Genomic DNA, 20,913 nt, shown 5'->3' with positions numbered 1-20,913 from the left:
TTTCGAGACTGGAGCGTGCAAACCGTGCTGGGAGTGAGCCAAAGCCCATCATAGAGATGGGTTGAAATACGGGCGACCGCGGCGGATAATCTCAGAGTTGATTCTGAGGCATGCATCGATCAATGGCTAAGGTGCTCGCGCCTCAGCACCGATATGGCGGTAAACGGCGGGTGGTTTCGTTTCCGCTTGAAGAGTGGTCCTAGCGTTTGGCGGAAGACGCCTTCGCCGAAGCGCTTGCACGCGCTGGTGTGCGCTGGCGAACGGCGCGCAGCGCAGCTTGCGTCCTGTTCTGGACGCCAAGTTTCTTCATGATCGACCGAACGTGGACGCGGACCGTGCTGTCGCTGATGTTCAGCCGCCGTGCGATCGTCTTGTTTCCCGCACCTTCGGCGATGAGGTTGAGAACGCTGTCTTCTCGCTCCGTCAAAGGTGTCTCATCGAGAGCGATATCGTCGAATTCGTCGGAGTCCAGTACAGCGAACACGGCCGACGGAACCATCGAAAGCCCGCGGCGGACCAATTTCGCCGCCAGAGCGATTTCTTCCACCGTGAAATCGGCCGGTAATAGGCCGCCCACGCGACCCACCAGCGACGAAAACTCTTCACAGTATTGATCGGATCGCATCAGAATAATCGTGCGTTCAAGATCAACGGTCTCGCGACGTGCCTCCAGGAGCTGCGTCACCGCTTCCGGCGACACCGCATCAATGATCACGATGCAGTCACGGAGGTCCTCGCCTGCTGGAATTGACCGAAAGCCGAATTGCCGCCGCGTTCCATCGAAGGACGCAGAAACCGCCCGATCAATGACCGTCGATAGCAAAGCACTGTCTGTGATGATGGCTACGTTGGACATACACAACTCGGCACAACCCTAATGGCACGCACTTGATACCGTAACTTGGATTTCTTGTCCGCTTAAAGCTTTATTAACCTTAACTCTAAACGCGGTCTGTTTGCCTAAGTTCCGAAAGCACTCATTGGCTCAAGCAACCGCCAAATCTCAGCCAATAAACGTTTTGATTTTCCGAATTTTTTAGTCAACCTAAACATAATCTATGGGCCTGATCAGCACGCTTTCCCGGCAAGCCCAGCCTCGGCGCTGATTTCGGCGACAAAGCGTTGTCTCATGACCGCAATCCCGGCGTCCCCTCGCCCAGACATAGATGTCACACAACTTTTGTAATGGTGGGGTCGAACGCAGCACCGGCGGATAGATGCCGTCCCGACGATGCATAACGGTTGAAACACCAGAGTGTATTTAAGACTATGCTTTTTAAGTGCATGCCGATTCGGATTGAGTGCGTCCGTTGGCGGTATCGAAATTGCTGGCAAACATGGTCGGCACCAGGAACGGGCAGCGACACGACATGACGCCGAATGATTTCCGACGTTGGCGCAAGGCGCTCGGGTTGAAGCAGAAAGATGCGGCAGACGCGCTCGGGCTTAAGAAACGTGTCATCCAATATTACGAGAAAGGCGACAGGGACGGCAAAGCGGTTGAAATTCCGGTCGCAGTCGCGCTGGCCTGCTATGCGATCTCTCAAGGTATCACCCGCTACGATGCGTCCGAGCTCATTTACGAGAACGATTGACTGCAGGTTTCAGTCCTGCCTGAAAAAGCGTCGGAACGTGCGCGCACAGGGTTTTCCTGACGGACCCTTTACCCTATAAGGCCGGCCTAGCCTCAAAATCGATAGACGAGCGCGGGTGCCGCATGAGCCTTCTCGGCCGTGCCATACCCGATGCCGACCTGACAGATGGATGACCCATGCCGAAAAGAACCGATATCCAATCGATCCTGATCATCGGCGCCGGCCCCATTATCATCGGTCAGGCCTGCGAATTCGACTACTCCGGCACACAGGCCGTCAAGGCCCTGAAGGAAGAGGGCTACCGCGTCATTCTGGTCAACTCCAACCCGGCGACGATCATGACCGATCCGGAGCTTGCGGACGCGACCTATATCGAGCCGATCACGCCGGAAGTCGTCGCCAAGATCATCGCCAAGGAGCGCCCAGATGCGCTGCTCCCGACCATGGGTGGCCAGACGGCGTTGAACACGGCGCTTTCCTTGAAGCGCATGGGCACGCTGGAACGCTATAATGTCGAGATGATCGGCGCCAAGCCCGAGGCGATCGACAAGGCGGAGGACCGCGCCCTCTTCCGCGAAGCGATGCAGAAGATCGGCCTCGAGACGCCGCGCTCTCTGCTCGCCAATGCCACCGCCATCAAGGAAGAAGACCGCAAGGCGCATGATGCGCTGAAGGCAAACATCCGCGCCGAGCATTCGGGCGACGCGCTCGACAAGGCGCTCGACGACCTCGAAACCCAGTGGAACCTCGGCGAAAGCGACCGCAAGCAGCGCTACATGAGCCACGCGATGGCGATCGCTGCCCAGGCGCTCGACACGATCGGCCTGCCCGCCATCATCCGCCCCTCCTTCACCATGGGCGGCACCGGCGGCGGCATTGCCTATAACCGCACCGAATTCTTCGACATCATCTCGTCCGGCCTCGATGCCTCCCCGACCACCGAAGTGCTGATCGAGGAAAGCGTGCTCGGCTGGAAAGAGTACGAGATGGAGGTCGTGCGCGATCACGCGGACAATTGCATCATCGTCTGCTCCATCGAGAACATCGATCCGATGGGCGTGCATACCGGCGACTCTATCACTGTCGCGCCGGCGCTCACGCTGACGGACAAGGAATACCAGATCATGCGCAACGCCTCGATCGCGGTGCTGCGCGAGATCGGGGTCGAGACCGGCGGTTCGAACGTGCAGTTCGCCGTCAATCCGGACAATGGCCGCCTGGTCGTGATCGAGATGAACCCGCGCGTCTCGCGCTCCTCCGCGCTCGCGTCGAAGGCCACCGGCTTCCCGATCGCCAAGATCGCGGCGAAGCTTGCGGTCGGCTACACGCTCGACGAATTGGACAACGACATCACCGGCGGTGCGACGCCTGCCTCCTTCGAGCCGTCGATCGACTACGTCGTCACCAAGATCCCGCGCTTTGCGTTCGAGAAGTTCCCGGGCGCCGAACCGACGCTGACCACGGCGATGAAGTCGGTCGGCGAAGTCATGGCGATCGGCCGTACCTTCGCCGAAAGCCTGCAAAAGGCCCTGCGCGGCCTGGAAACCGGCCTGACCGGCCTCGACGAGATCGAGATCCCGGGCCTCGGCACCGATGGCGACAGATCCGACGACCGCAATGCGATCAAGGCCGCGCTCGGCACGCCCACGCCGAACCGCCTTCGCATGGTCGCCCAGGCGTTGCGTCTCGGCATGAGCGAAGCCGAAATCTATGCGAGCTGCAAGATCGATCCGTGGTTCCTTGCCCAGCTCAAGGCGATCGTCGACATGGAAGCGCGCGTACGCGCCCATGGCCTGCCGCAGGATGCGGAAAACCTGCGCATGCTGAAGAGCATGGGCTTCTCCGATGCCCGCCTGGCAAACATCACCGGCCAGAACGAGAAGGACGTCACCAAGCTGCGCGACCGGCTCGACGTGCATCCCGTCTTCAAGCGCATCGACACCTGCGCAGCCGAATTCGCTTCTCCTACCGCCTACATGTACTCGACCTACGAGACGCCTTTTGCAGGAGAACTGCGCTCGGAAGCCTTCGTGTCGGACCGCAAGAAGGTCGTCATCCTCGGTGGCGGCCCAAACCGGATCGGCCAGGGCATCGAGTTCGATTACTGCTGCTGCCACGCGGCATTCGCGCTCGCCGATGCCGGCTACGAGGCGATCATGGTCAACTGCAACCCCGAGACCGTCTCCACCGATTACGACACCTCCGATCGGCTTTATTTCGAACCTCTGACGGCCGAGGATGTCCTGGAAATTCTGCGGGTCGAACAGAGCAAGGGCACGCTTCACGGCGTCATCGTCCAGTTCGGCGGCCAGACGCCGCTGAAGCTCGCCGACGCGCTTGAGAAGGCCGGCATCCCGATCCTCGGCACGGCGCCCGACATGATCGACCTTGCCGAAGACCGCGATCGCTTCCAGAAGCTTCTCGTCAAGCTCGATCTGGCCCAGCCTAAGAACGGCATCGCCTACTCCGTCGAGCAGTCGCGCATCGTGGCGGCTGAGATTGGCTTTCCGCTCGTCGTTCGCCCGTCCTACGTGCTCGGCGGCCGCGCCATGCAGATCATCCGCGACGAGACGACGCTTTCCAACTACCTGCTCGGCACGGTGCCCGAACTGGTACCGGAAGACATCAAGGCGCGTTATCCGAACGACAAGACGGGCCAGATCAACACGTTACTCGGCAAGAACCCGCTGCTTTTCGACAGCTATCTCACCAACGCCATCGAAGTGGACGTCGACTGCCTGTGCGATGGCAAGAACGTCTATGTCTGCGGCATCATGGAGCACATCGAGGAAGCCGGCATCCATTCCGGCGACAGCGCCTGCTCGCTCCCGGTCTACTCCCTGCCCGACGACATCGTCGCCGAACTGAAGACGCAGACGGAAGCGCTGGCCAAGGCGCTGCATGTCGGCGGCCTGATGAACGTCCAGTACGCGGTCAAGGACGGCACGATCTACGTGCTGGAGGTCAATCCACGCGCGTCGCGCACCGTGCCCTTCGTCGCCAAGACCATCGGCGCGCCGATCGCCAAGATCGCCGCGCGCATCATGGCCGGCGAAACGCTGTCGGAAGCGTTAGCTGCCTACGGCGCCTCCGCTGAGCCCAAGAAGCTCGACCATATCGCGGTCAAGGAAGCCGTCTTCCCCTTCGCCCGCTTCCCCGGCGTGGACACGCTGCTCGGCCCGGAAATGCGCTCGACCGGTGAGGTCATGGGCCTCGACCGTGACTTCACGCTGGCTTTCGCCAAGGCGCAGCTCGGCGCCGGCGTGGAGCTGCCCCGAGACGGTGCGGTCTTCGTCTCGGTCAAGGACGACGACAAGGAGCGTGTACTCCCCGCCATCGAAACGCTGGTCTCTGTCGGCTTCCGCGTCATCGCGACGAGTGGCACGGCCAGCTTCCTCAAGGAGCACGGCATCGCGGTGGAGCGGGTGAACAAGGTTCTCGAAGGTCGGCCGCATGTCGAAGACGCGATCCGCAACCGTCAAATCCAGCTTGTGATCAACACGACCGATGGCGCCAAGGCCGTGTCTGATTCGAAATCGCTGCGCCGCGCAGCGCTGATGCAGAAGGTGCCGTACTTCACCACCATGGCCGGATCGGTCGCTGCGGCCAAGGCGATTGCGGCACTAAAGGCCGGAAATCTTGAAGTGCGGCCTCTGCAGAGTTATTTCAACGCTTAAGAAGAGTGCGATCCGTGCGATCGCATCTTTTCAGGTGAAGTCGACGGCATTATTTGATAATCACTGGCGATGGACAGCGAGAACGGTTCCGAGATCACTGCTCGAGAACCGTTTTCTTTTTTGCCCGACACAGCACTTAGCAGCGGTCCGAGCACCGGGCCGCGGGATCGTGCTGTGGGTTCGGGGACGATACGGAAAGGGATACGACGATGGTCGACAAAGTGCCCATGACGCCTTCCGGCTTCAAGAAGCTGCAGGAAGAGCTGCGCGTGCGCCAGCAGGAAGAGCGCCCGCGCATCATCGAGGCGATCTCCGAGGCTCGCGCCCATGGCGATCTGTCGGAAAACGCGGAATATCATGCCGCCAAGGAAGCGCAGAGCCACAATGAGGGCCGGATCGCCGAGGTCGAAGACCTGCTGGCGCGCGCTGAAGTGATCGATTTGACCAAGATGTCGGGCGACACGGTGAAATTCGGCGCGACGGTCAAGCTCGTCGACGAAGATACCGAGGAAGAAAAGACCTACCAGATCGTCGGCGACCAGGAAGCCGACGTGAAGGATGGCCGGATCTCGATTTCCTCACCGATCTCGCGCGCCCTCATCGGCAAGAGCGTCGGAGATTCGATCGAGGTGAACGCGCCGGGTGGCTCCAAGGCCTACGAAATCCTCGCGATCAACTGGGGCTGAGGCAAAAGCCCTACCCCATCGCAGGATGATCGACCAAGGCGTGGCGGGAAACCGCTGCGCCTCGATCGTTTTCGAAGTTCGATCGTTCGTAGTGCGGCCTTAGATGGCGACTTCGCCTTCGTCCTTGATCTGGCGGATGGTCAGCATCGTGCGGACGGTGTCGACATTCGGTGCTGCCGTCAGCGTGTCCACGACGAAATCCTGGAAGCTCGACAGGTCCTTTGCCACACAATGCAGCAGGAAGTCGCTTTCGCCCGACACCATCCACGCCGCGCGCACGATCGGCCAAGTCGTGGTCATGGCGGCGAACTCCTTCAGATTCCCGTCTGACTGGTGGATCAGGCCGACCATGGTGAAGGCGACGAGGTCGTATCCCAGCGCCTGTGCATTGATAAGCGCCCGGTAGCCGCGAATGATCCCCGCCTCTTCCAGCTTGCGCACCCGGCGCAGACAAGGCGGAGCAGAGATCCCGACGCGTTCGGACAATTCGACATTGGTGATCCGGCCTTCGCGCTGCAATTCGCGGAGGATTTTCATATCGATCGCGTCGAGATCAGCGCGAAATACCATTCCTGATGCCTCTGGCAATAAGATTGCGTTCATTTCGCCGTTTCGCGCAACTTTATTGCGAGGCGATTCTTGTGTCTCCAAGTAGCACAATCGCCGCAAATGCGAGATACCTCTTGTGAGAAACTCGTGGGTACGCCTTGAAACGGCAGCGCCCCCATTCGTAGATTAGCGACAGTGGTGGTATGCACTGTCACCAAAGACCAATAGGACATTACCGACATGAGCGAGCGTCATACGCCGGTCCTGATCATCGGCTCCGGCCCCGCGGGTTACACGGCCGCCATCTACGCAGCCCGCGCCATGCTGCAGCCAATCGTGATCGCCGGCATGGAACAGGGCGGCCAGTTGATGATCACCACGGATGTGGAGAATTATCCTGGCTATGCCGATCCGGTCCAAGGCCCCTGGATGATGGAGCAGATGCTCAATCAGGCCATCAATGTGGGCGCCGAAATCGTCAACGACCTCGTCGTCGAAGTCGAGACGGACCGCCGCCCCTTCCGCGTGCGCACCGATGGTGGGCAGGTCTTCACGGCCGATGCCCTGATCATCGCCACCGGGGCCAAGGCGAAATGGCTTGGCATCGAGACGGAGCAGACCTTCATGGGCTTCGGCGTCTCTGCCTGCGCCACCTGTGATGGCTTCTTCTATCGCGGCAAGGACGTCGCGGTCGTCGGGGGCGGCAACACCGCCGTCGAGGAAGCGCTCTATCTTTCCAATCTCGCGAAATCCGTCACGCTCATTCACCGGCGCGAGGGTTTTCGTGCGGAGCGCATTCTTCAGGACCGTCTCTTCGCCAAGGAAAACGTCAAGGTCGTGTGGAACGCCGTCATCGACGAGATCACCGGGACGCCGGCCAAGCATCCGATGCCCCCGTCCGTCACGGGCGTTCGGCTGAAGGACACGCAGACGGGCGAGATCAAGGATCTGGCTGTCGATGGCGTCTTCGTCGCGATCGGGCACGCGCCGGCCGTGGATCTGTTCAAGGACAAGCTCCGGATGAAGCCGAACGGCTATCTCTGGAGCGCACCGGATTCGACGGCGACCGACGTGCCGGGTATCTTCGCCGCGGGCGACGTCACAGACGACATCTATCGACAGGCCGTTACGGCAGCGGGCATGGGCTGCATGGCAGCGCTCGAGGTGGAACGATACCTTGCAGGCTACGTCCACATCGCGGAAGCGGCCGAATAAATAAGACGACCTGAGGGGATGGTCTGATCACATGGTAGCTCCATTGGACTGGGACAAGCTGCGGATTTTTCACGCAGCCGCCGAGGCGGGTTCGTTTACCCACGCGGCGGAGGCCCTGCATCTGTCGCAGTCCGCGATCAGCCGCCAGGTCAGCGCGCTTGAGCATGAAGTCGGCACCAAGCTGTTCCACCGTCACGCCCGCGGCCTGATCCTTACCGAACAGGGCGAAATGCTCTATCACACGGCGCATGACGTGCTGCTCAAGCTGGAAACGGTGCGCGCCCGGCTGACGGAGACCAGCAACAAGCCCAGCGGCAAGCTGCGCGTGACGACGACGGTGGGCCTCGGCCAGGGATGGCTAACCGAGAAGGTCCAGGAGTTCCTGGAGCTCTATCCGGAAATGCAGCTCCAGCTGATCCTCGACAATGAGGAGCTGGATGTGAACATGCGCCACGCCGATTGCGCGATCCGCCTGCGTCAGCCGCAACAGCCGGACCTCATCCAGCGCAAGCTCTTCACGGTGCATCTGCACGTCTATGCGTCGCCCGGCTACCTGAACCGCTTCGGCGAACCGAAGTCGCCGCACGATCTCGACGGCCACCGCATCATCACCTTCGGCGAACCGGCACCCGGCTATCTTCTCGGCCTGAACTCGCTTGAAGTCGCCGGTCGGACCGCCGACAATCCACGTGTCCCGCATCTGCAGATCAACAATCTCACGTCTGTGAAGCGCGCGGTTCAGATGGGCATCGGCATCGCCATGTTGCCCGACTACATGGTCGGCCGCGATTCCGGTCTCGTGCAGCTGGAAACGACGGCGGACGCCCCGTCTTTCGACACCTATTTCTGCTATCCGGAAGAAATAAAGAACGCCGCAAAGCTGAAGGCATTTCGCGATTTTCTGATCTCAAAAGCCCGGAATTGGAACTATTAGACGCACCGTCGAGGGTTGAGGCCAAGTCGGCTTTGCTCAATTTCCATGCGATATGTGCAGAGCGCATGGCAGAAATGCGCGGCAAGAACTTGCCGTTTGCCTACCGAAGCATCATATCGCCTATAGCAGATGCACACGGTGACTACTTTCCTCCCACGTCATCGCATCTTGCTGTTCCCCTCTGGAGGTTTTGACCTTCAAACTTAAAAGGGCCCGGGTTTTCCCGTGGCCCTCTTTTTTTGCCCGAAATTCGGGCCATCAATTAAAAACGCCGCCCCCGAAGCCGGGAACGGCGCTCCAATTCGCATCGGATGGTTTGCTTCAGCGGCAGGCTGCGCAGAAGCGCTGGATGCGGCTGCAAGCCTCTTCCAGAAGCTCTTCCGAGGTGGCGTATGAGATGCGGAAGTTCGGTCCAAGACCGAATGCCGAGCCGTGAACGACGGCCACGCCTTCGGCTTCCAGGAGCTCGCTGACGAAGTCCTCGTCCGTTTCCATGACCTTGCCGCTCGGCGCCGTCTTGCCCATCAGTCCTGCACAGGACGGATAGACGTAGAATGCGCCTTCGGGCGTCGGGCAATCGATGCCCTTCGCCTGGTTCAGCATGGAGACGACGAGGTCGCGACGGCGTTCGAAGATCTTCTTGTTTTCAGGAATGAAATCCTGCGTCCCATTCAGCGCTTCAACGGCGGCCCACTGCGCGATCGAGCAGGCGCCCGACGTCTGCTGACCCTGGATCATATCCATGGCCTTGATCAGTTGCAGTGGCCCTGCCGCATAGCCGATGCGCCAGCCCGTCATCGCGTAGGCCTTCGAGACGCCGTTCATCGTCAGCGTGCGGTCGTAGAGCTTCGGCTCCACCTGGACCGGCGTCGTGAAGGTGAAGTCGCCATAGACGAGATGCTCGTACATGTCGTCGGTCAGCACCCACACATGCTCGTGCTTCAAAAGCACGTCCGTCAGGGCCTTCAATTCGGCCTCGCTGTAGGCTGCGCCGGAAGGGTTCGAAGGCGAGTTGAAGATCAGCCACTTGGTCTTCGGTGTGATCGCCTTGTCGAGTGCTTCGGGCGTGAGCTTGAAGCTGTTGTCGATCGTCGTTTCAACGAAGACCGGCGTGCCGCCGCAGATGGCGACCATCTCCGGGTAGCTGACCCAATAGGGTGCCGGAATAACGACTTCATCTCCGGCATTCATCGTTGCCATGAAGGCATTGAAAAGAATCTGCTTACCGCCCGTTCCGACGATCGTCTGTGACGGATCGTAGTCGAGGCCGTTCTCGCGCTTGAACTTGTCGGCGATCGCCTTGCGCAGTTCCGGAATGCCGGAAACAGGCGTATACTTCGTCTCGCCGCGATTGATCGCAGCGATTGCGGCGTTCTTGATGTTGTCCGGCGTATCGAAATCCGGCTCGCCTGCTCCAAGCCCGATCACGTCGCGGCCTTGGGCCTTCAATTCGCGGGCCTTCTGGCTGACAGCGATCGTTGCCGATGGTTTGACGCGCGAGAGCGCGTCGGCGAGAAAAGCCATGCTCTTAACTCCGGTTCGATTGCACCGGTGCGCCGAATGAAATGCCGCACGCGCCGGCGAGGAAAATGCCGGTCTGGTATGTCCAATCTGCCCGCGACTTTCAAGCGCACCGGCAAGATCAGTGTGCCGCTCCGTTAAGAAGATATCAGTTTGAAGCTGCGACAGTGCCGGATCGACCGCTTGGGAGAGAGACGGGGCGATGCAGAACCATGCGCTCTCGCAGAACATCATTCGGCAGCAGGACGGCTGGTACGCTGCCGTCTACGGTCCCTTTGCGCTCAAATCGGCGTTTCAGCCGATCTTTCGCCAGATCGGGCATGGCAAGCTGCGCCTCGAAGCCTTCGAAGGCCTGATCCGGCCGACGAAGAGCGGCCAAAGCGTGTCGCCCTATGCCTTCTTTTCCAGCGTACCACCGGAAGACGGTGGTCTGGTCGATGCGCTCTGTCGTCAGTTGCACCTTCTCAACATGGGCCAGCTTGATCGGCCATCCGCCACGCTTTTCCTCAATTTCGATCCCAGGCTCTTCAACGACGCCCGCACGACCGCAACGGAAGTTGCGCGCCTGCTGGATCTGACTTCGCAGATCGGCCTGCCGCCGCGGCAGATCGTTTGCGAGATCACCGAAAAGAAGGCCGCCAACCGCGCAGCGCTCGTGGCGGTGGTCGAAGATTTCCGTCAATGCGGCTTCCGTATCGCGGTCGACGATTATGGCGCGGAGGATTCCGACATCGCGCGCATCGAACTGCTCAAGCCCAATATCGTGAAATTCGACGGCGATTGGGTGTTGCGCTACATGGAGCACTCGCCCGGTGTAGATTTACTGCGTGACTCTGTGCAGCGCTTCCGGGCAAACGGCATCGCGACGTTGTTCGAGGGACTGGAACATCCATGGCAGGTAGATCTGGCGATCGAACTGAAAGTCGACCTGCTGCAAGGCTACGCGCTCGCCAAGCCGGACACGCTCCTGGGCAAATTCAACGATCTTTTTCCGGAGCAATCGGCTTTGGCGCAAACTGCAATTACGCCTATTACGCCTATTACGCTGAACGACCCCATCGCCGCGCCAGTAATGCCCGAACAACCTTCGACGGTGGCTGCCGCGCCGGTCCCGCATCGGCCGGCGCTGGCTCGAAAGACCTTTGGCAAGCGCGGCCTTTGACGGACATCTGCTTCATCCACGAAAGCAGCGTCGGTTCAACGGAAACGCCACAGAGATGAAGATCATCCTCGCAATCACGATCCTCATCGGTCTCGGCGTTCTGGCTGTCGTTCTCTATGGGCGCGAACGGCTATGGGAGCGTCTCGGCGGCCCGGCGGATATTGGTCGCTACGACTTTGCCGAAGCCAAGCGAAACGCGACGCCGAATGATGCGCTGGCTTGCACAGCCGGAACCTGTACTGCGCCCGACCTCACGATACCGGACACGGCAGGACCACCTGCAACCGTCGTCAAACGACTTTCCGAGCGGCTTGCCACCATCGAAGCACATGTTCGGCGCGTCGACGACCGCTCGGATCCAGGCTATGCGCGTTTCGTCGTTTACACGCCATTGCTGCGCTTTCCGGACACGATCGATGTCGAAGTGAGAGAACGCGCGGGTGGTTCATCCGACATCCGCGCCTACTCCCGCTCGAAACTTGGGCGCTCGGACTTCGGCACGAACAAGAAGCGGCTGGCACAACTTTTCGACGTCAGGTGAGCGATCACTACTGACCGTTTGGCCAGACGAGCGGCCAAGAGTCCGGGCCGTCGCCGTAATCGCCGTCGCACTCCCCCTTCACTCTTTGCTCGGCAAGCGTAAGCGAGGGCCCGTACCCGTCGCTCTCCACGGACCACAGCGACAGCGTGCCGCAATCGCCGATGCCGCGCCCTTTGAAGAAGGAGGTGATCCGCCCTGTCTTCTGGTCGAAATCGATGTTGTAGGCGAATGGCTCCGACTGTGGCCCATTATCGCTCATCACCGGGAAATCGCGTGCGCGCACCGTGTCCAGACCCGCACCGATGTAGACGGCATAGGGGAAATTGTAGGCCCCACCGAGCCCGCAGGGCAGAAGCAGCATGACGCCATCGTCGCCGCGATCCACGAGCACGCCTTCCATCGCGGCGAAGCGTTCCGCGTCGAGGCCGCCGCAATAACCCATCTCGTCGGTGAAATCTTCGGCGATATGGGCCGGCAGTTCGTCGAATGAGGTGATCGCGCTGATCAACGATGAAGCCGGCGGCTCGCGATCGCCGACGGCCTGCAAGGCATCGGTGCGCTCCAGACGGTCCTGGCTTTCGTCGATGAAGAGCAGCGACGCGGTCACGCCCGAGAGCGACAATTCGGTGATCGCCGAAGGATCGTCGGACGAGACCGAGACAGTCATCGACGTGCCGCTCTTCATGGCCTCGATCAGGCTGCGCAGAACCGCAGCGTCATCGAAGCGCAATTCGGAATAGTCCTCGCGCCGCTCCGCCCCTGAAAGCTCGAGCGACAAGGCGGGACCGTCCGCAACCTCGATATCCATGCGCGCGCTTGCGTCCGGAAGCGCGTTCCGAAAGCCGACGGTCAGTTCCAACGGGGCATCAGGCGCGTTGCTGCGGCTGAACGAGAACCCATAGAAAGGTGCGTCTTCCGGCACGGTCGCCGTCAGCCGGCAGGTCAGCGCGGAGGAGCAGTTCACCTGCCAATCCCGAAACTCGCGATACCCGGCTGCGACCGCGGCATCCACGAACATGAAAAAGCCGATTGCGGCGAGCGAAAGATGCTGTGTGGTGGCCATTCTCATCAAGCGGGGGTCCTCGGATCGACGACGACGAAGCCGCGCGTCTTGCAGCGGCTATGTCCAACTGTTAGCCGAAGCGGAGGCGATAGCAATCCGCCAGCCCTCCAGTCGTCCTGCCCCCCTCCTTTCCGCCGGTTTTCGATGTCCCGTCTGTTCGCCAACTCGATGCTGCTGACCGCCGGCGCCATATGGGGTATGGGGTTCGTGGCACAATCGACCGCGATGGACGCGATTGGCCCGCTGCTGTTCGTTGCCTTGCGCTCCGCCATCGCCATGCTTGTCACGCTTCCCTTTGCGATCGCCGAAGGTCGAAGGGCGGCAAGTGGCGCCGTCATCGTCTTCAGCCCCGGCTTCATTCTCGCTGGCCTCGCGCTTTTCGGTGGCATCGTCTTTCAGCAGATCGGCCTGGTGACCACGACCGTGACAAATTCCGGATTTCTGACCGGTCTCTACGTCGTCTTCGTTCCCATCCTTATGACGGTCATCCTGCGGCGGCCGCCGCATCCAGTCGTTTGGCCGGGTGCGATTCTTGCCTTTGCCGGCCTCGTGCTCCTCTCCGATGGCGCGCTCGCCTCGCTCCGACCGGGCGACCTCCTCACAATTCTCGCCGCAGTGTTCTGGGCCATGCAGGTGATCCTGGTCGGACGTCAGGCATCGATGACCGGCCGCCCGATCGCATTGGCTTTCGTGCAGTTCAGCGTCTGCACCCTGCTTGGCCTTGCAGCCGCCCTCACCTTCGAACCGATCGAATGGACCGCCATCCAGGCGGCATTGCCGGAAATTCTTTACGCGGGCGCCATCGCGAGCGGCCTCGCCTTTACCCTGCAGGCCATCGGCCAGCGCTATGCAGCACCCGCCACCGCCGCTATTCTGCTCTCAACCGAAGTGCTCTTTGCCGCCCTTTTCGGTGCCGTGCTGCTCGGCGAAACCATCGGTGGCCTCGGCTATCTCGGCGGCCTGCTCATCTTCTTGGCCATCCTGCTCATCGAGGTCCTGCCTGCGCGGCAAGCCAGAAAATCGGCCGTCTCCGATTGAGAAAACGCAAGAAACTTTCACTTGCGAATTTGAAAGAGTTCAATCAGTCTTCCTATTGTTCGGACCCGTCGCGAACGAAGGAAAGATGCGTTCCGGAGACGCAAGAATCCTCCGGGCGGAAAGACTTGACCTTGCTTCTCAAAAGCATTGGCAACCGCGACAACACGAAAACTTTTCCCTTCATTACCGATCGAGACCGACGCATGCCCCATGCATGCAGTGGGGTCGTTCAGGCATGGCCGCACGCCACCCAGCGGGCGGCGGAACAAGGGACTGCGTAGAATGCCCGAGACCGGTACAGTCAAATTCTTCAATTCCGAAAAAGGCTTCGGCTTCATCAAACCCGACAGGGGGGGCGCCGATATCTTCGTCCATATATCCGCAGTGCAGGCATCTGGCTTGTCGGGACTGGCCGAGAACCAGAAGGTCAAGTTCGATACCGAGCCCGATCGGCACGGAAAGGGGCCGAAAGCAGTCAATCTCGCCGTGGACGGCTGATCGGCCCGTTCCTGGTAATTGGATGAGAGAGTAAGGGCTCCCGGTCATGCGTGGCCGGGCGATCCTCTCGCATATGAAAAGTCACCCGGCGATGGACCCATGGAATTTGTTCAGCCAGCGTTCAGGCAGCGGTGGATAAATTCTCATCATCGCCCGGCGCTTCCATTGGCTGCGGGGGTTGTGTTCAGGAGCGAGGCTCCTTGGGGATTGAGACCATGAAGAAATTGTCGCAGATGCTTGTTCTCGGTGTCGCCGCAGCGGCGACCCTCTTCACCACGCTGGCTCCTGCCGAAGCCGGCCATCGCCATTGGCACAATAACCGTGATCGCGGCGACGCAGTCGCCCTTGGCGTGCTGGGTCTCGCCGCAGGCGCCATCATCGGCGGCGCGATCGTTGACAGCAACAACAATCGCCGCGTCTACATCGACCCGGCGCCGACCTACTATCCGCCGCAGCCAACCTATTACCCGCCGGCACCCAGCTATCAGCCTGCCTTCCGGCCTGCGCCCGTCTACCATCCGGCACCAGCCTATCGCCCGGCACCGGTCTACCGGCCGGTCGTCAGCCAGGGTTATCAGCCCTGGAGCCCGGCCTGGTACGATTACTGCTCGAGCCGCTACCGGTCCTTCGACCCGTCTTCGGGCACCTTCGTCGGTTATGACGGTCAGGAACGCTTCTGCGTCGCCAACTGACGATCGATTGAATGCCCCAACGACAAAGGCCGGTTCGCGGGAACCGGCCTTTTTTTCGTTTTCTGGGTCAAAGACCCTTCAGATAGGGATTGGTGAGGCGCTCTTCGCCGATGCGGCCGCCAGGCCCATGGCCGCAGAGAAAGCCGAAATCGTCGCCGAGCGGCAGGACCTTGTCCTTGATCGATTGCAGGAGCGTATCGTGGTCACCGCCCGGCAGATCCGTCCGGCCGATCGAACCGCGAAAGAGAACGTCGCCGACATGCGCGAACTTCGCGTCGTCATTGACGAATATGACGTGGCCAGGCGCATGTCCCGGGCAATGCCGCACGGTGAAGACGTGACCGCCAGCCGTCAGGCTGTCACCATCCTCGAGCCAGCGATCGGGCGTGCAATTGCGTACCGGATCGTCGACGCCGAAACGGCGACCCTGCTCTTCCAGCCCCTGAAGAAGAAAATCATCATCCTTGTGCGGGCCGACGATATCGACACCAAGCGCTTCCTTCAGCTCCATGGCACCGCCCGCATGGTCGATATGTCCATGCGTCAGCCAGATCGCCTCGATCACAAGGCCGTTCTGCGCAATCACCTCCTGGATCTTGTCCACCTCACCACCCGGATCGACGACAACGCCACGCTTGGTCTCGCTGTCGAAGAGGATCGTGCAGTTCTGCTGAAATGCAGTGACCGGGATGATGCCCGCCTGAAGTTGTCCCATCTGCTCATACCCTGTTGCTGACGCGGGCTATCACCTTGCGCCCAACGTGAAAAGGGCCGCCTCGAAGAGACGGCCCTGGAAATCCCCATCGAAAGCGCAATGCTTAAAGTTCGGCGAGCTCACGCGTCCGGCTGCCGGCATATCCTGCGACCGCTGAAATCGCGGCACCGATCAGGCAAGCGAGGAACGCCCAGAGCGACGCGCTGGAAATCGCATCGGCTGCCTGAGCCGCCTGCTCCCGCGCCCGCGCTTCCAACTGCTCTATTTCTGTGCCGAGATCCTGGACCGACTGGACTGCTGCATCGACCTGTTCGCGCACAGAAGTCGTGAACTCTTCGTAACGGGCAATCGCCTGGTCTGTCGCCTGCTCCGCTTCCTGCTGGGTCATATCGGTATTTTCGGTAAGCGAAGCGACGACAGCATCGCGATCGATCTCTTCGCCGAACCCTTCCACACGCGTTTGCAGGTCATTGCCGAGGTTTTCGAGCACCGCCGCATACTCGGTCGGGTTGCTGCGGAGCGCTTCGAAAGCGTCGGCAACATCACTCCGGGCGCCTTCGAGCTCTTCGCCGATCGCTTCCGGCTGGAGCGCCTCGATGTCGGTATCCTGAAGCAGCGCGCGAATGTCGTCTGCGGCACCTTCCACGTCCACATCGGTGAACTGGTCTTCGTCGAAATTGGAGACGACGGCGGAAATTGCGTCGCCGCCGACGCCTGCCGTGGCTGAAACGGCCGAGCCCGTCAGCGATGCGACCGAACCGATCGCCGATCCTGCGAGCTGCGCCGCACCGCTGATGGCGAATGCCGACAGAACGACAGCAGCAATCAGGGCCGTCGCCCATGAGAGAAGCCCGTGAACCCAACCCGCCTGCAGCGAGAGATAGCCGGCGACGAAACCGCCTGCGGCAAGGCTAATGAAGAGCGACAGCACGGACCAGATGCCGAAGCCGACACCGATACCGCCCATCGGGTCGTTCGACTGTGGATCGACGGCACCGAAACCGAGGCCGGCACCAAGGAGTGAAAGGAGAATGGAGACAGCAATGACAGTCACTGCGCCGCCAAAAATGCTGCCCCACGAAGCGACGGGGGTTACAACGCCGTGTCGATCAATCATCTGAGTTTTCCAAGATAGAGAAAGCCGCGCGAATTGCGCGGCGTGACGTCTCTGAAACGAGGTTCACTCAGAAATCGTTCCGACGGATCACATTTCGTGATCCGCCGGAACGATAGGTCTATTCGGCGGCGAGACGCTTCGGCTGCACTTCGGCGGCGTAGTCGTTGACGAGATTGGTCGCGATTTCGCCGACGGTGAAGCTGTAGGGACCGATTTCCGATACGGGCGTCACTTCCGCCGCCGTGCCGGTCAGGAAGCACTGCTCGAAGCCTTCCAGTTCTTCCGGCATAATCGCCCGTTCCACGACTTCATAGCCGCGACGCTTGGCGAGATCGATGACCGTGCGGCGCGTGATCCCGTCGAGGAAGCAATCGGGCGTCGGCGTGTGGATGACGCCATCCTTGACGAAGAACACGTTGGCGCCCGTCGCCTCGGCAACCTGGCCGCGCCAGTCGAGCATCAGCGCATCGGCATAGCCCTTTTTCTCGGCTGCGTGTTTCGAGAGGGTGCAGATCATGTAGAGGCCGGCAGCCTTCGACTTGGAGGGAGCGGTGCGCGGATCCGGACGGCGATATTCCGCCATGTCCAGACGGATGCCTTTCAGTTTCTCTTCCGGCTTGAAGTAGCTCGGCCACTGCCAGATGGCGATCGCGACATTGATGCGGTTGGCCTGAGCCGAGACGCCCATCATTTCCGACCCGCGCCAGGCGATCGGGCGAACATAGGCATCCTGGAAGCCCTGCATTTCCAGAAGCTTGATGCACGCGTCATCGATTTCGGCAACGCTGTACGGGATTTCGAACCCGAGGATTTCGCCCGACTTGATGAGGCGCTCGGTGTGTTCGGTCAGCTTGAAGATGCGACCGCCATAGGCCCGCTCGCCTTCGAACACCGACGACGCGTAGTGAAGACCATGCGTCAACACGTGAATCTTCGCATCCTTCCAGGGCACGAATTCGCCATTGAACCAGATGTGGCCATCGAGTTGATCGAAAGGAACGGAAGCCATCGTGTTTCCTCCGCCGCGCCGGAGCTCTTGTGGATCGGTTGCGGCTCTAGTTGTGGACGCCCATCTGCATGAACCCGGCTGCGCGTCGAACCCAGCTGGTACAGTGTGAGGCAGAACGAAAAGCTAGCAATCCGGTCAAAATATGTCAATATGCCTGACATATCTGAAAGGATCGAACGCGACGATGGCACCAGGCGCAACAAAACCGCAGGAAGCCGAGGCAGGCAGAAGCCAGGCTTCGGAACTCGCATCCATCGACACGGAACTCATCGAGCTTCTGTTTTTCGCCTATCGCGACTTCACCTCGGACCCTGACCAGATCCTCCAGCGCATCGAGTTTGGACGGGCGCACCACCGCGTGCTCCACTTCGTCGATCGCCAACCCGGCCTGACTGTTGCCGATCTGCTCGACACCTTGCGCATCACCAAACAGAGCCTCGCCCGCGTGCTGAAACAGTTGGTTGATTCAGGCCATATCCATCAGGTCATGGGTGCTGAAGACAGGCGGCAGCGGAAGTTGTATACGACCGAAAAAGGGCGCAAACTCGCCCTCGATCTGGCGAAGCCACAGTCTCGCCGTATCGCGAAGGCATTGCGCGATTTGCCTGCCGGGAGCCGCGATACCATCGTGGGTTTTCTGCGCGGCATGCTGGATGGGGGCAAGTAGCGGTGGGCAAGCGGATCAAGGCCGCCCGGCGCGCAAAGGATTGGAGAGGTACTGCGTGACGCAAAATCCATCGCCTGAGCCGATTTCCGACGATGCCGCCCATCTTCTCGTTGTCGACGACGACACCCGTATCCGCGATCTCCTGAAGCGGTATCTCTCCGAGCGTGGGTTCCGCGTCACTACCGCAGCGGACGCAGCCGAAGCGCGCCGCAAGCTCGAGGGGATCGATTTCGATCTGCTTATCCTCGACGTGATGATGCCCGGTGAGTCCGGCGTTGACCTCACGCGCAGCCTGCGGGCCGTGAAAGACGTGCCGATCCTCATGCTGACGGCATTGACCGAAGCCGACCACCGCATCGAAGGGTTGGAAGCCGGCGCCGACGATTACCTGCCGAAGCCGTTCGAGCCGCGGGAGCTGGCGCTCAGGGTCAGCAACATCTTGAAGCGCGGCGCCCAGCCGACAACGCCGAAGATCGAACAGGTCGTCTTCGGGCCCTACACCTTCGTGATCACAAAGCGCGAACTGAAACGCGCCGGGGAGCCGATCCGCCTCACAGACCGTGAGCAGGAAATCATGACGCAGTTCGCCGAACGCGCCGGTGAAACGATCCCCCGGCACGAACTCGTCGGATCCGATGCGGAAGTGGGCGAGCGCACGATCGACGTGCAGATCAACCGCCTGCGCCGCAAGATCGAGACCGATCCCGCCAACCCCATCTGGCTGCAGACCGTCAGGGGCATCGGCTATCGCCTCAGCGTGGAATAGACGGAGGCTTGGCCGATGGGCCGGCATGAGAGACAGCCGACCGATGCGGCCAAGGCACCGCCACAGGCGGTTCCCGGCCAGCCGTCCTTGTCTGCGACTACGCAGGAAGATCGCCGCCCGGTCAGCGGCCTACGGCGCGTAACGCGCTGGCTCAAACGGCGCGTGCCACGCGGTCTTTACGCACGCGCGCTTCTGATCATCATTCTGCCGATGGTGATCCTGCAGTCGGTGATCGCCTTCAACTTCATGGAACGTCACTGGCAGACCGTGACGCAGCGTCTGTCGACGGCCGTCACGCGGGACATCGCGGCGATCATCGACGTCATCGAAACCTATCCGCAAACGCCGGACCACGCCGAGATCATCCGGATTGCGCGCGAGCGCCTGGCGCTGAACATCGCCATCGAACCGCCGGGCGACCTGCCCCCGCCCCAGCCCAAGCCGTTCTTTTCGATCCTCGATCGCATCCTGTCGCAGGAACTGTCCCGCCAGGTGCGCCGTCCCTTCTGGATCGACACGGTCGGAAACTCCGATCTCGTCGAAGTCCGCATCCAGATGGACAATTCAATTCTCCGGATCTTCGCGCGGCGCAGCCAGGCCTATGCGTCCAACACCCATATCTTCCTGCTCTGGATGGTGATCACCTCGCTTGTTCTGCTCGCCATCGCCATTCTGTTCCTGCGCGGCCAGATCCGGCCGATCCTGAAGCTTGCCGAAGCGGCGGAGCATTTCGGCAAGGGCCAGAAGCTGACCGGGTTCCAGCCGCGTGGCGCCGACGAAGTGCGACGGGCGGGTCAGGCCTTCATCCAGATGCGCGAGCGCATCGAGCGCCAGATCGAACAGCGCACGGCGATGCTTTCCGGCGTGAGCCACGATCTGCGCACCATCCTGACGCGCTTCAAGCTACAACTGGCCTTCCTCGGCGACGGTCCCGAGGTCAAGAGCCTGAACCAGGATGTCGAGGACATGCAGTTGATGCTGGAGGGCTACCTCTCCTTCGCCAAGGGCGAAGCAGAGGAAGACATTGGCACGCTGAACATCGAGACCCTGTTCGGCCGCATCCGCGACGAAGCGGCGCTCCTCGAATCCGGGATCATGATCTCAATCGAGGGCGATCCGCTGGTCAATGTCCGCCCAAATGCCTTCTCGCGGCTCGTGCACAACCTCACGTCAAACGCGTTTCGATATGCCGACAATGTGCGGCTTTCCGCCAATCACGGACCGCGCTGGCTGACCATCACGGTCGACGACGACGGCCCCGGCATCCCGCCGGAGGCGCGCGAAGATGTCTTCAAGCCGTTCTTTCGGCTGGATGAGGCGAGAAACCTCAACGAGAGCGGCACCGGGCTCGGCCTCGCCATCGCCCGCGACATCGCACGCAGCCACGGCGGCGACGTGATACTGGATGAGAGCCCCATCGGCGGCCTTCGCTCAATCATCCGCGTGCCGGCCTGAACAAGTAGCTAGA

Annotated in this window: 20 protein-coding genes; 13 read left to right on the top strand and 7 right to left on the bottom strand. The window is 60.9% G+C overall.

Features of this window, described 5'->3' with window-relative positions; all coding sequences use genetic code 11:
• Positions 1–199: 199 nt before the first annotated feature.
• Positions 200–715, bottom strand: a complete 516-nt coding sequence (locus GC125_RS08365) for a response regulator transcription factor (protein ID WP_199864511.1) — start codon at positions 713–715, stop codon at positions 200–202.
• A 655-nt stretch (positions 716–1,370) separates the two neighbouring features.
• Between GC125_RS08365 and GC125_RS08360 the strand changes: the two genes are divergently transcribed.
• From GC125_RS08360 to greA, 3 genes are all read left to right on the top strand, one after another.
• A complete protein-coding gene (locus GC125_RS08360) occupies positions 1,371–1,595 on the top strand; it encodes a helix-turn-helix domain-containing protein (RefSeq protein ID WP_151985268.1) in 225 nt (74 codons plus the stop codon).
• A 176-nt stretch (positions 1,596–1,771) separates the two neighbouring features.
• Positions 1,772–5,272 (top strand): carbamoyl-phosphate synthase large subunit, encoded by a 3,501-nt coding sequence (gene carB, locus GC125_RS08355; RefSeq protein ID WP_151985267.1) that lies wholly within the window; start codon positions 1,772–1,774, stop codon positions 5,270–5,272.
• Between the two features lie 209 nt (positions 5,273–5,481).
• Positions 5,482–5,958 (top strand): transcription elongation factor GreA, encoded by a 477-nt coding sequence (gene greA / locus GC125_RS08350; RefSeq protein ID WP_151985266.1) that lies wholly within the window; start codon positions 5,482–5,484, stop codon positions 5,956–5,958.
• A gap of 99 nt (positions 5,959–6,057) precedes the next feature.
• Here greA and GC125_RS08345 read toward each other — a convergent pair whose 3' ends face one another.
• Positions 6,058–6,528: an Lrp/AsnC family transcriptional regulator gene (locus GC125_RS08345; RefSeq protein WP_126009231.1), complete on the bottom strand. Its 471-nt coding sequence runs from the start codon at positions 6,526–6,528 to the stop codon at positions 6,058–6,060.
• 219 nt (positions 6,529–6,747) lie between these two features.
• Here GC125_RS08345 and trxB point away from each other — a divergent pair, with 219 nt between their 5' ends.
• Complete coding sequence (gene trxB / locus GC125_RS08340; protein WP_151985265.1) at positions 6,748–7,722, top strand: thioredoxin-disulfide reductase; 975 nt, start codon at positions 6,748–6,750, stop codon at positions 7,720–7,722.
• A gap of 31 nt (positions 7,723–7,753) precedes the next feature.
• Positions 7,754–8,656, top strand: a complete 903-nt coding sequence (locus tag GC125_RS08335; RefSeq protein WP_151985264.1) for a LysR family transcriptional regulator — start codon at positions 7,754–7,756, stop codon at positions 8,654–8,656.
• Between the two features lie 321 nt (positions 8,657–8,977).
• Here GC125_RS08335 and GC125_RS08330 read toward each other — a convergent pair whose 3' ends face one another.
• Complete coding sequence (locus GC125_RS08330; RefSeq protein WP_151985263.1) at positions 8,978–10,180, bottom strand: pyridoxal phosphate-dependent aminotransferase; 1,203 nt, start codon at positions 10,178–10,180, stop codon at positions 8,978–8,980.
• A gap of 199 nt (positions 10,181–10,379) precedes the next feature.
• Here GC125_RS08330 and GC125_RS08325 point away from each other — a divergent pair, with 199 nt between their 5' ends.
• Both GC125_RS08325 and GC125_RS08320 read left to right on the top strand, forming a co-directional pair.
• Positions 10,380–11,339 (top strand): EAL domain-containing protein, encoded by a 960-nt coding sequence (locus GC125_RS08325; RefSeq protein ID WP_151985262.1) that lies wholly within the window; start codon positions 10,380–10,382, stop codon positions 11,337–11,339.
• A gap of 55 nt (positions 11,340–11,394) precedes the next feature.
• Positions 11,395–11,880, top strand: a complete 486-nt coding sequence (locus GC125_RS08320; protein ID WP_151985261.1) for a DUF1499 domain-containing protein — start codon at positions 11,395–11,397, stop codon at positions 11,878–11,880.
• A 7-nt stretch (positions 11,881–11,887) separates the two neighbouring features.
• Here the strand turns inward: GC125_RS08320 and GC125_RS08315 are convergent, their stop codons facing one another.
• Entirely contained in the window at positions 11,888–12,949 is a 1,062-nt protein-coding gene (locus GC125_RS08315; protein ID WP_151985260.1) for a DUF1176 domain-containing protein, read from the bottom strand.
• A 138-nt stretch (positions 12,950–13,087) separates the two neighbouring features.
• Here GC125_RS08315 and GC125_RS08310 point away from each other — a divergent pair, with 138 nt between their 5' ends.
• The 3 genes from GC125_RS08310 to GC125_RS08300 all read left to right on the top strand — a co-directional run bounded on the left by GC125_RS08310 (position 13,088) and on the right by GC125_RS08300 (position 15,171).
• A complete protein-coding gene (locus tag GC125_RS08310) occupies positions 13,088–13,981 on the top strand; it encodes a DMT family transporter (protein WP_151985259.1) in 894 nt (297 codons plus the stop codon).
• A gap of 282 nt (positions 13,982–14,263) precedes the next feature.
• On the top strand, positions 14,264–14,479 hold the full coding sequence (locus tag GC125_RS08305; protein WP_126009215.1) for a cold-shock protein: 216 nt from the start codon (positions 14,264–14,266) through the stop codon (positions 14,477–14,479).
• Positions 14,480–14,694: 215 nt separating this feature from the next.
• Positions 14,695–15,171 (top strand): BA14K family protein, encoded by a 477-nt coding sequence (locus GC125_RS08300; RefSeq protein WP_151985258.1) that lies wholly within the window; start codon positions 14,695–14,697, stop codon positions 15,169–15,171.
• A 67-nt stretch (positions 15,172–15,238) separates the two neighbouring features.
• Here the strand turns inward: GC125_RS08300 and GC125_RS08295 are convergent, their stop codons facing one another.
• The 3 genes from GC125_RS08295 to GC125_RS08285 all read right to left on the bottom strand — a co-directional run bounded on the left by GC125_RS08295 (position 15,239) and on the right by GC125_RS08285 (position 18,012).
• Positions 15,239–15,886: an MBL fold metallo-hydrolase gene (locus tag GC125_RS08295; RefSeq protein ID WP_151985257.1), complete on the bottom strand. Its 648-nt coding sequence runs from the start codon at positions 15,884–15,886 to the stop codon at positions 15,239–15,241.
• A 103-nt stretch (positions 15,887–15,989) separates the two neighbouring features.
• Positions 15,990–17,003: a YrzE family protein gene (locus GC125_RS08290; RefSeq protein ID WP_151985256.1), complete on the bottom strand. Its 1,014-nt coding sequence runs from the start codon at positions 17,001–17,003 to the stop codon at positions 15,990–15,992.
• A 118-nt stretch (positions 17,004–17,121) separates the two neighbouring features.
• Positions 17,122–18,012 carry a branched-chain amino acid aminotransferase gene (locus GC125_RS08285; protein ID WP_151985255.1) on the bottom strand — a complete coding sequence of 297 codons (891 nt, stop codon included), beginning with the start codon at positions 18,010–18,012 and terminating at the stop codon, positions 17,122–17,124.
• Between the two features lie 184 nt (positions 18,013–18,196).
• Here GC125_RS08285 and GC125_RS08280 point away from each other — a divergent pair, with 184 nt between their 5' ends.
• The 3 genes from GC125_RS08280 to GC125_RS08270 are packed head-to-tail and all read left to right on the top strand — an operon-like array spanning position 18,197 to position 20,900.
• Positions 18,197–18,679 (top strand): MarR family winged helix-turn-helix transcriptional regulator, encoded by a 483-nt coding sequence (locus GC125_RS08280; RefSeq protein ID WP_151985254.1) that lies wholly within the window; start codon positions 18,197–18,199, stop codon positions 18,677–18,679.
• A 55-nt stretch (positions 18,680–18,734) separates the two neighbouring features.
• Entirely contained in the window at positions 18,735–19,445 is a 711-nt protein-coding gene (locus GC125_RS08275) for a response regulator (protein ID WP_286165424.1), read from the top strand.
• A 15-nt stretch (positions 19,446–19,460) separates the two neighbouring features.
• On the top strand, positions 19,461–20,900 hold the full coding sequence (locus GC125_RS08270) for an ATP-binding protein (RefSeq protein WP_151985252.1): 1,440 nt from the start codon (positions 19,461–19,463) through the stop codon (positions 20,898–20,900).
• The last annotated feature ends 13 nt before the right edge of the window (positions 20,901–20,913 follow it).

Origin of the sequence: Rhizobium sp. EC-SD404 (genome assembly GCF_902498825.1) — a bacterium.
Lineage (GTDB): Bacteria > Pseudomonadota > Alphaproteobacteria > Rhizobiales > Rhizobiaceae > Georhizobium.
Note: the sequence above shows the minus strand (reverse complement) of the source record. Positions and strands in the feature narration are given on the sequence as shown.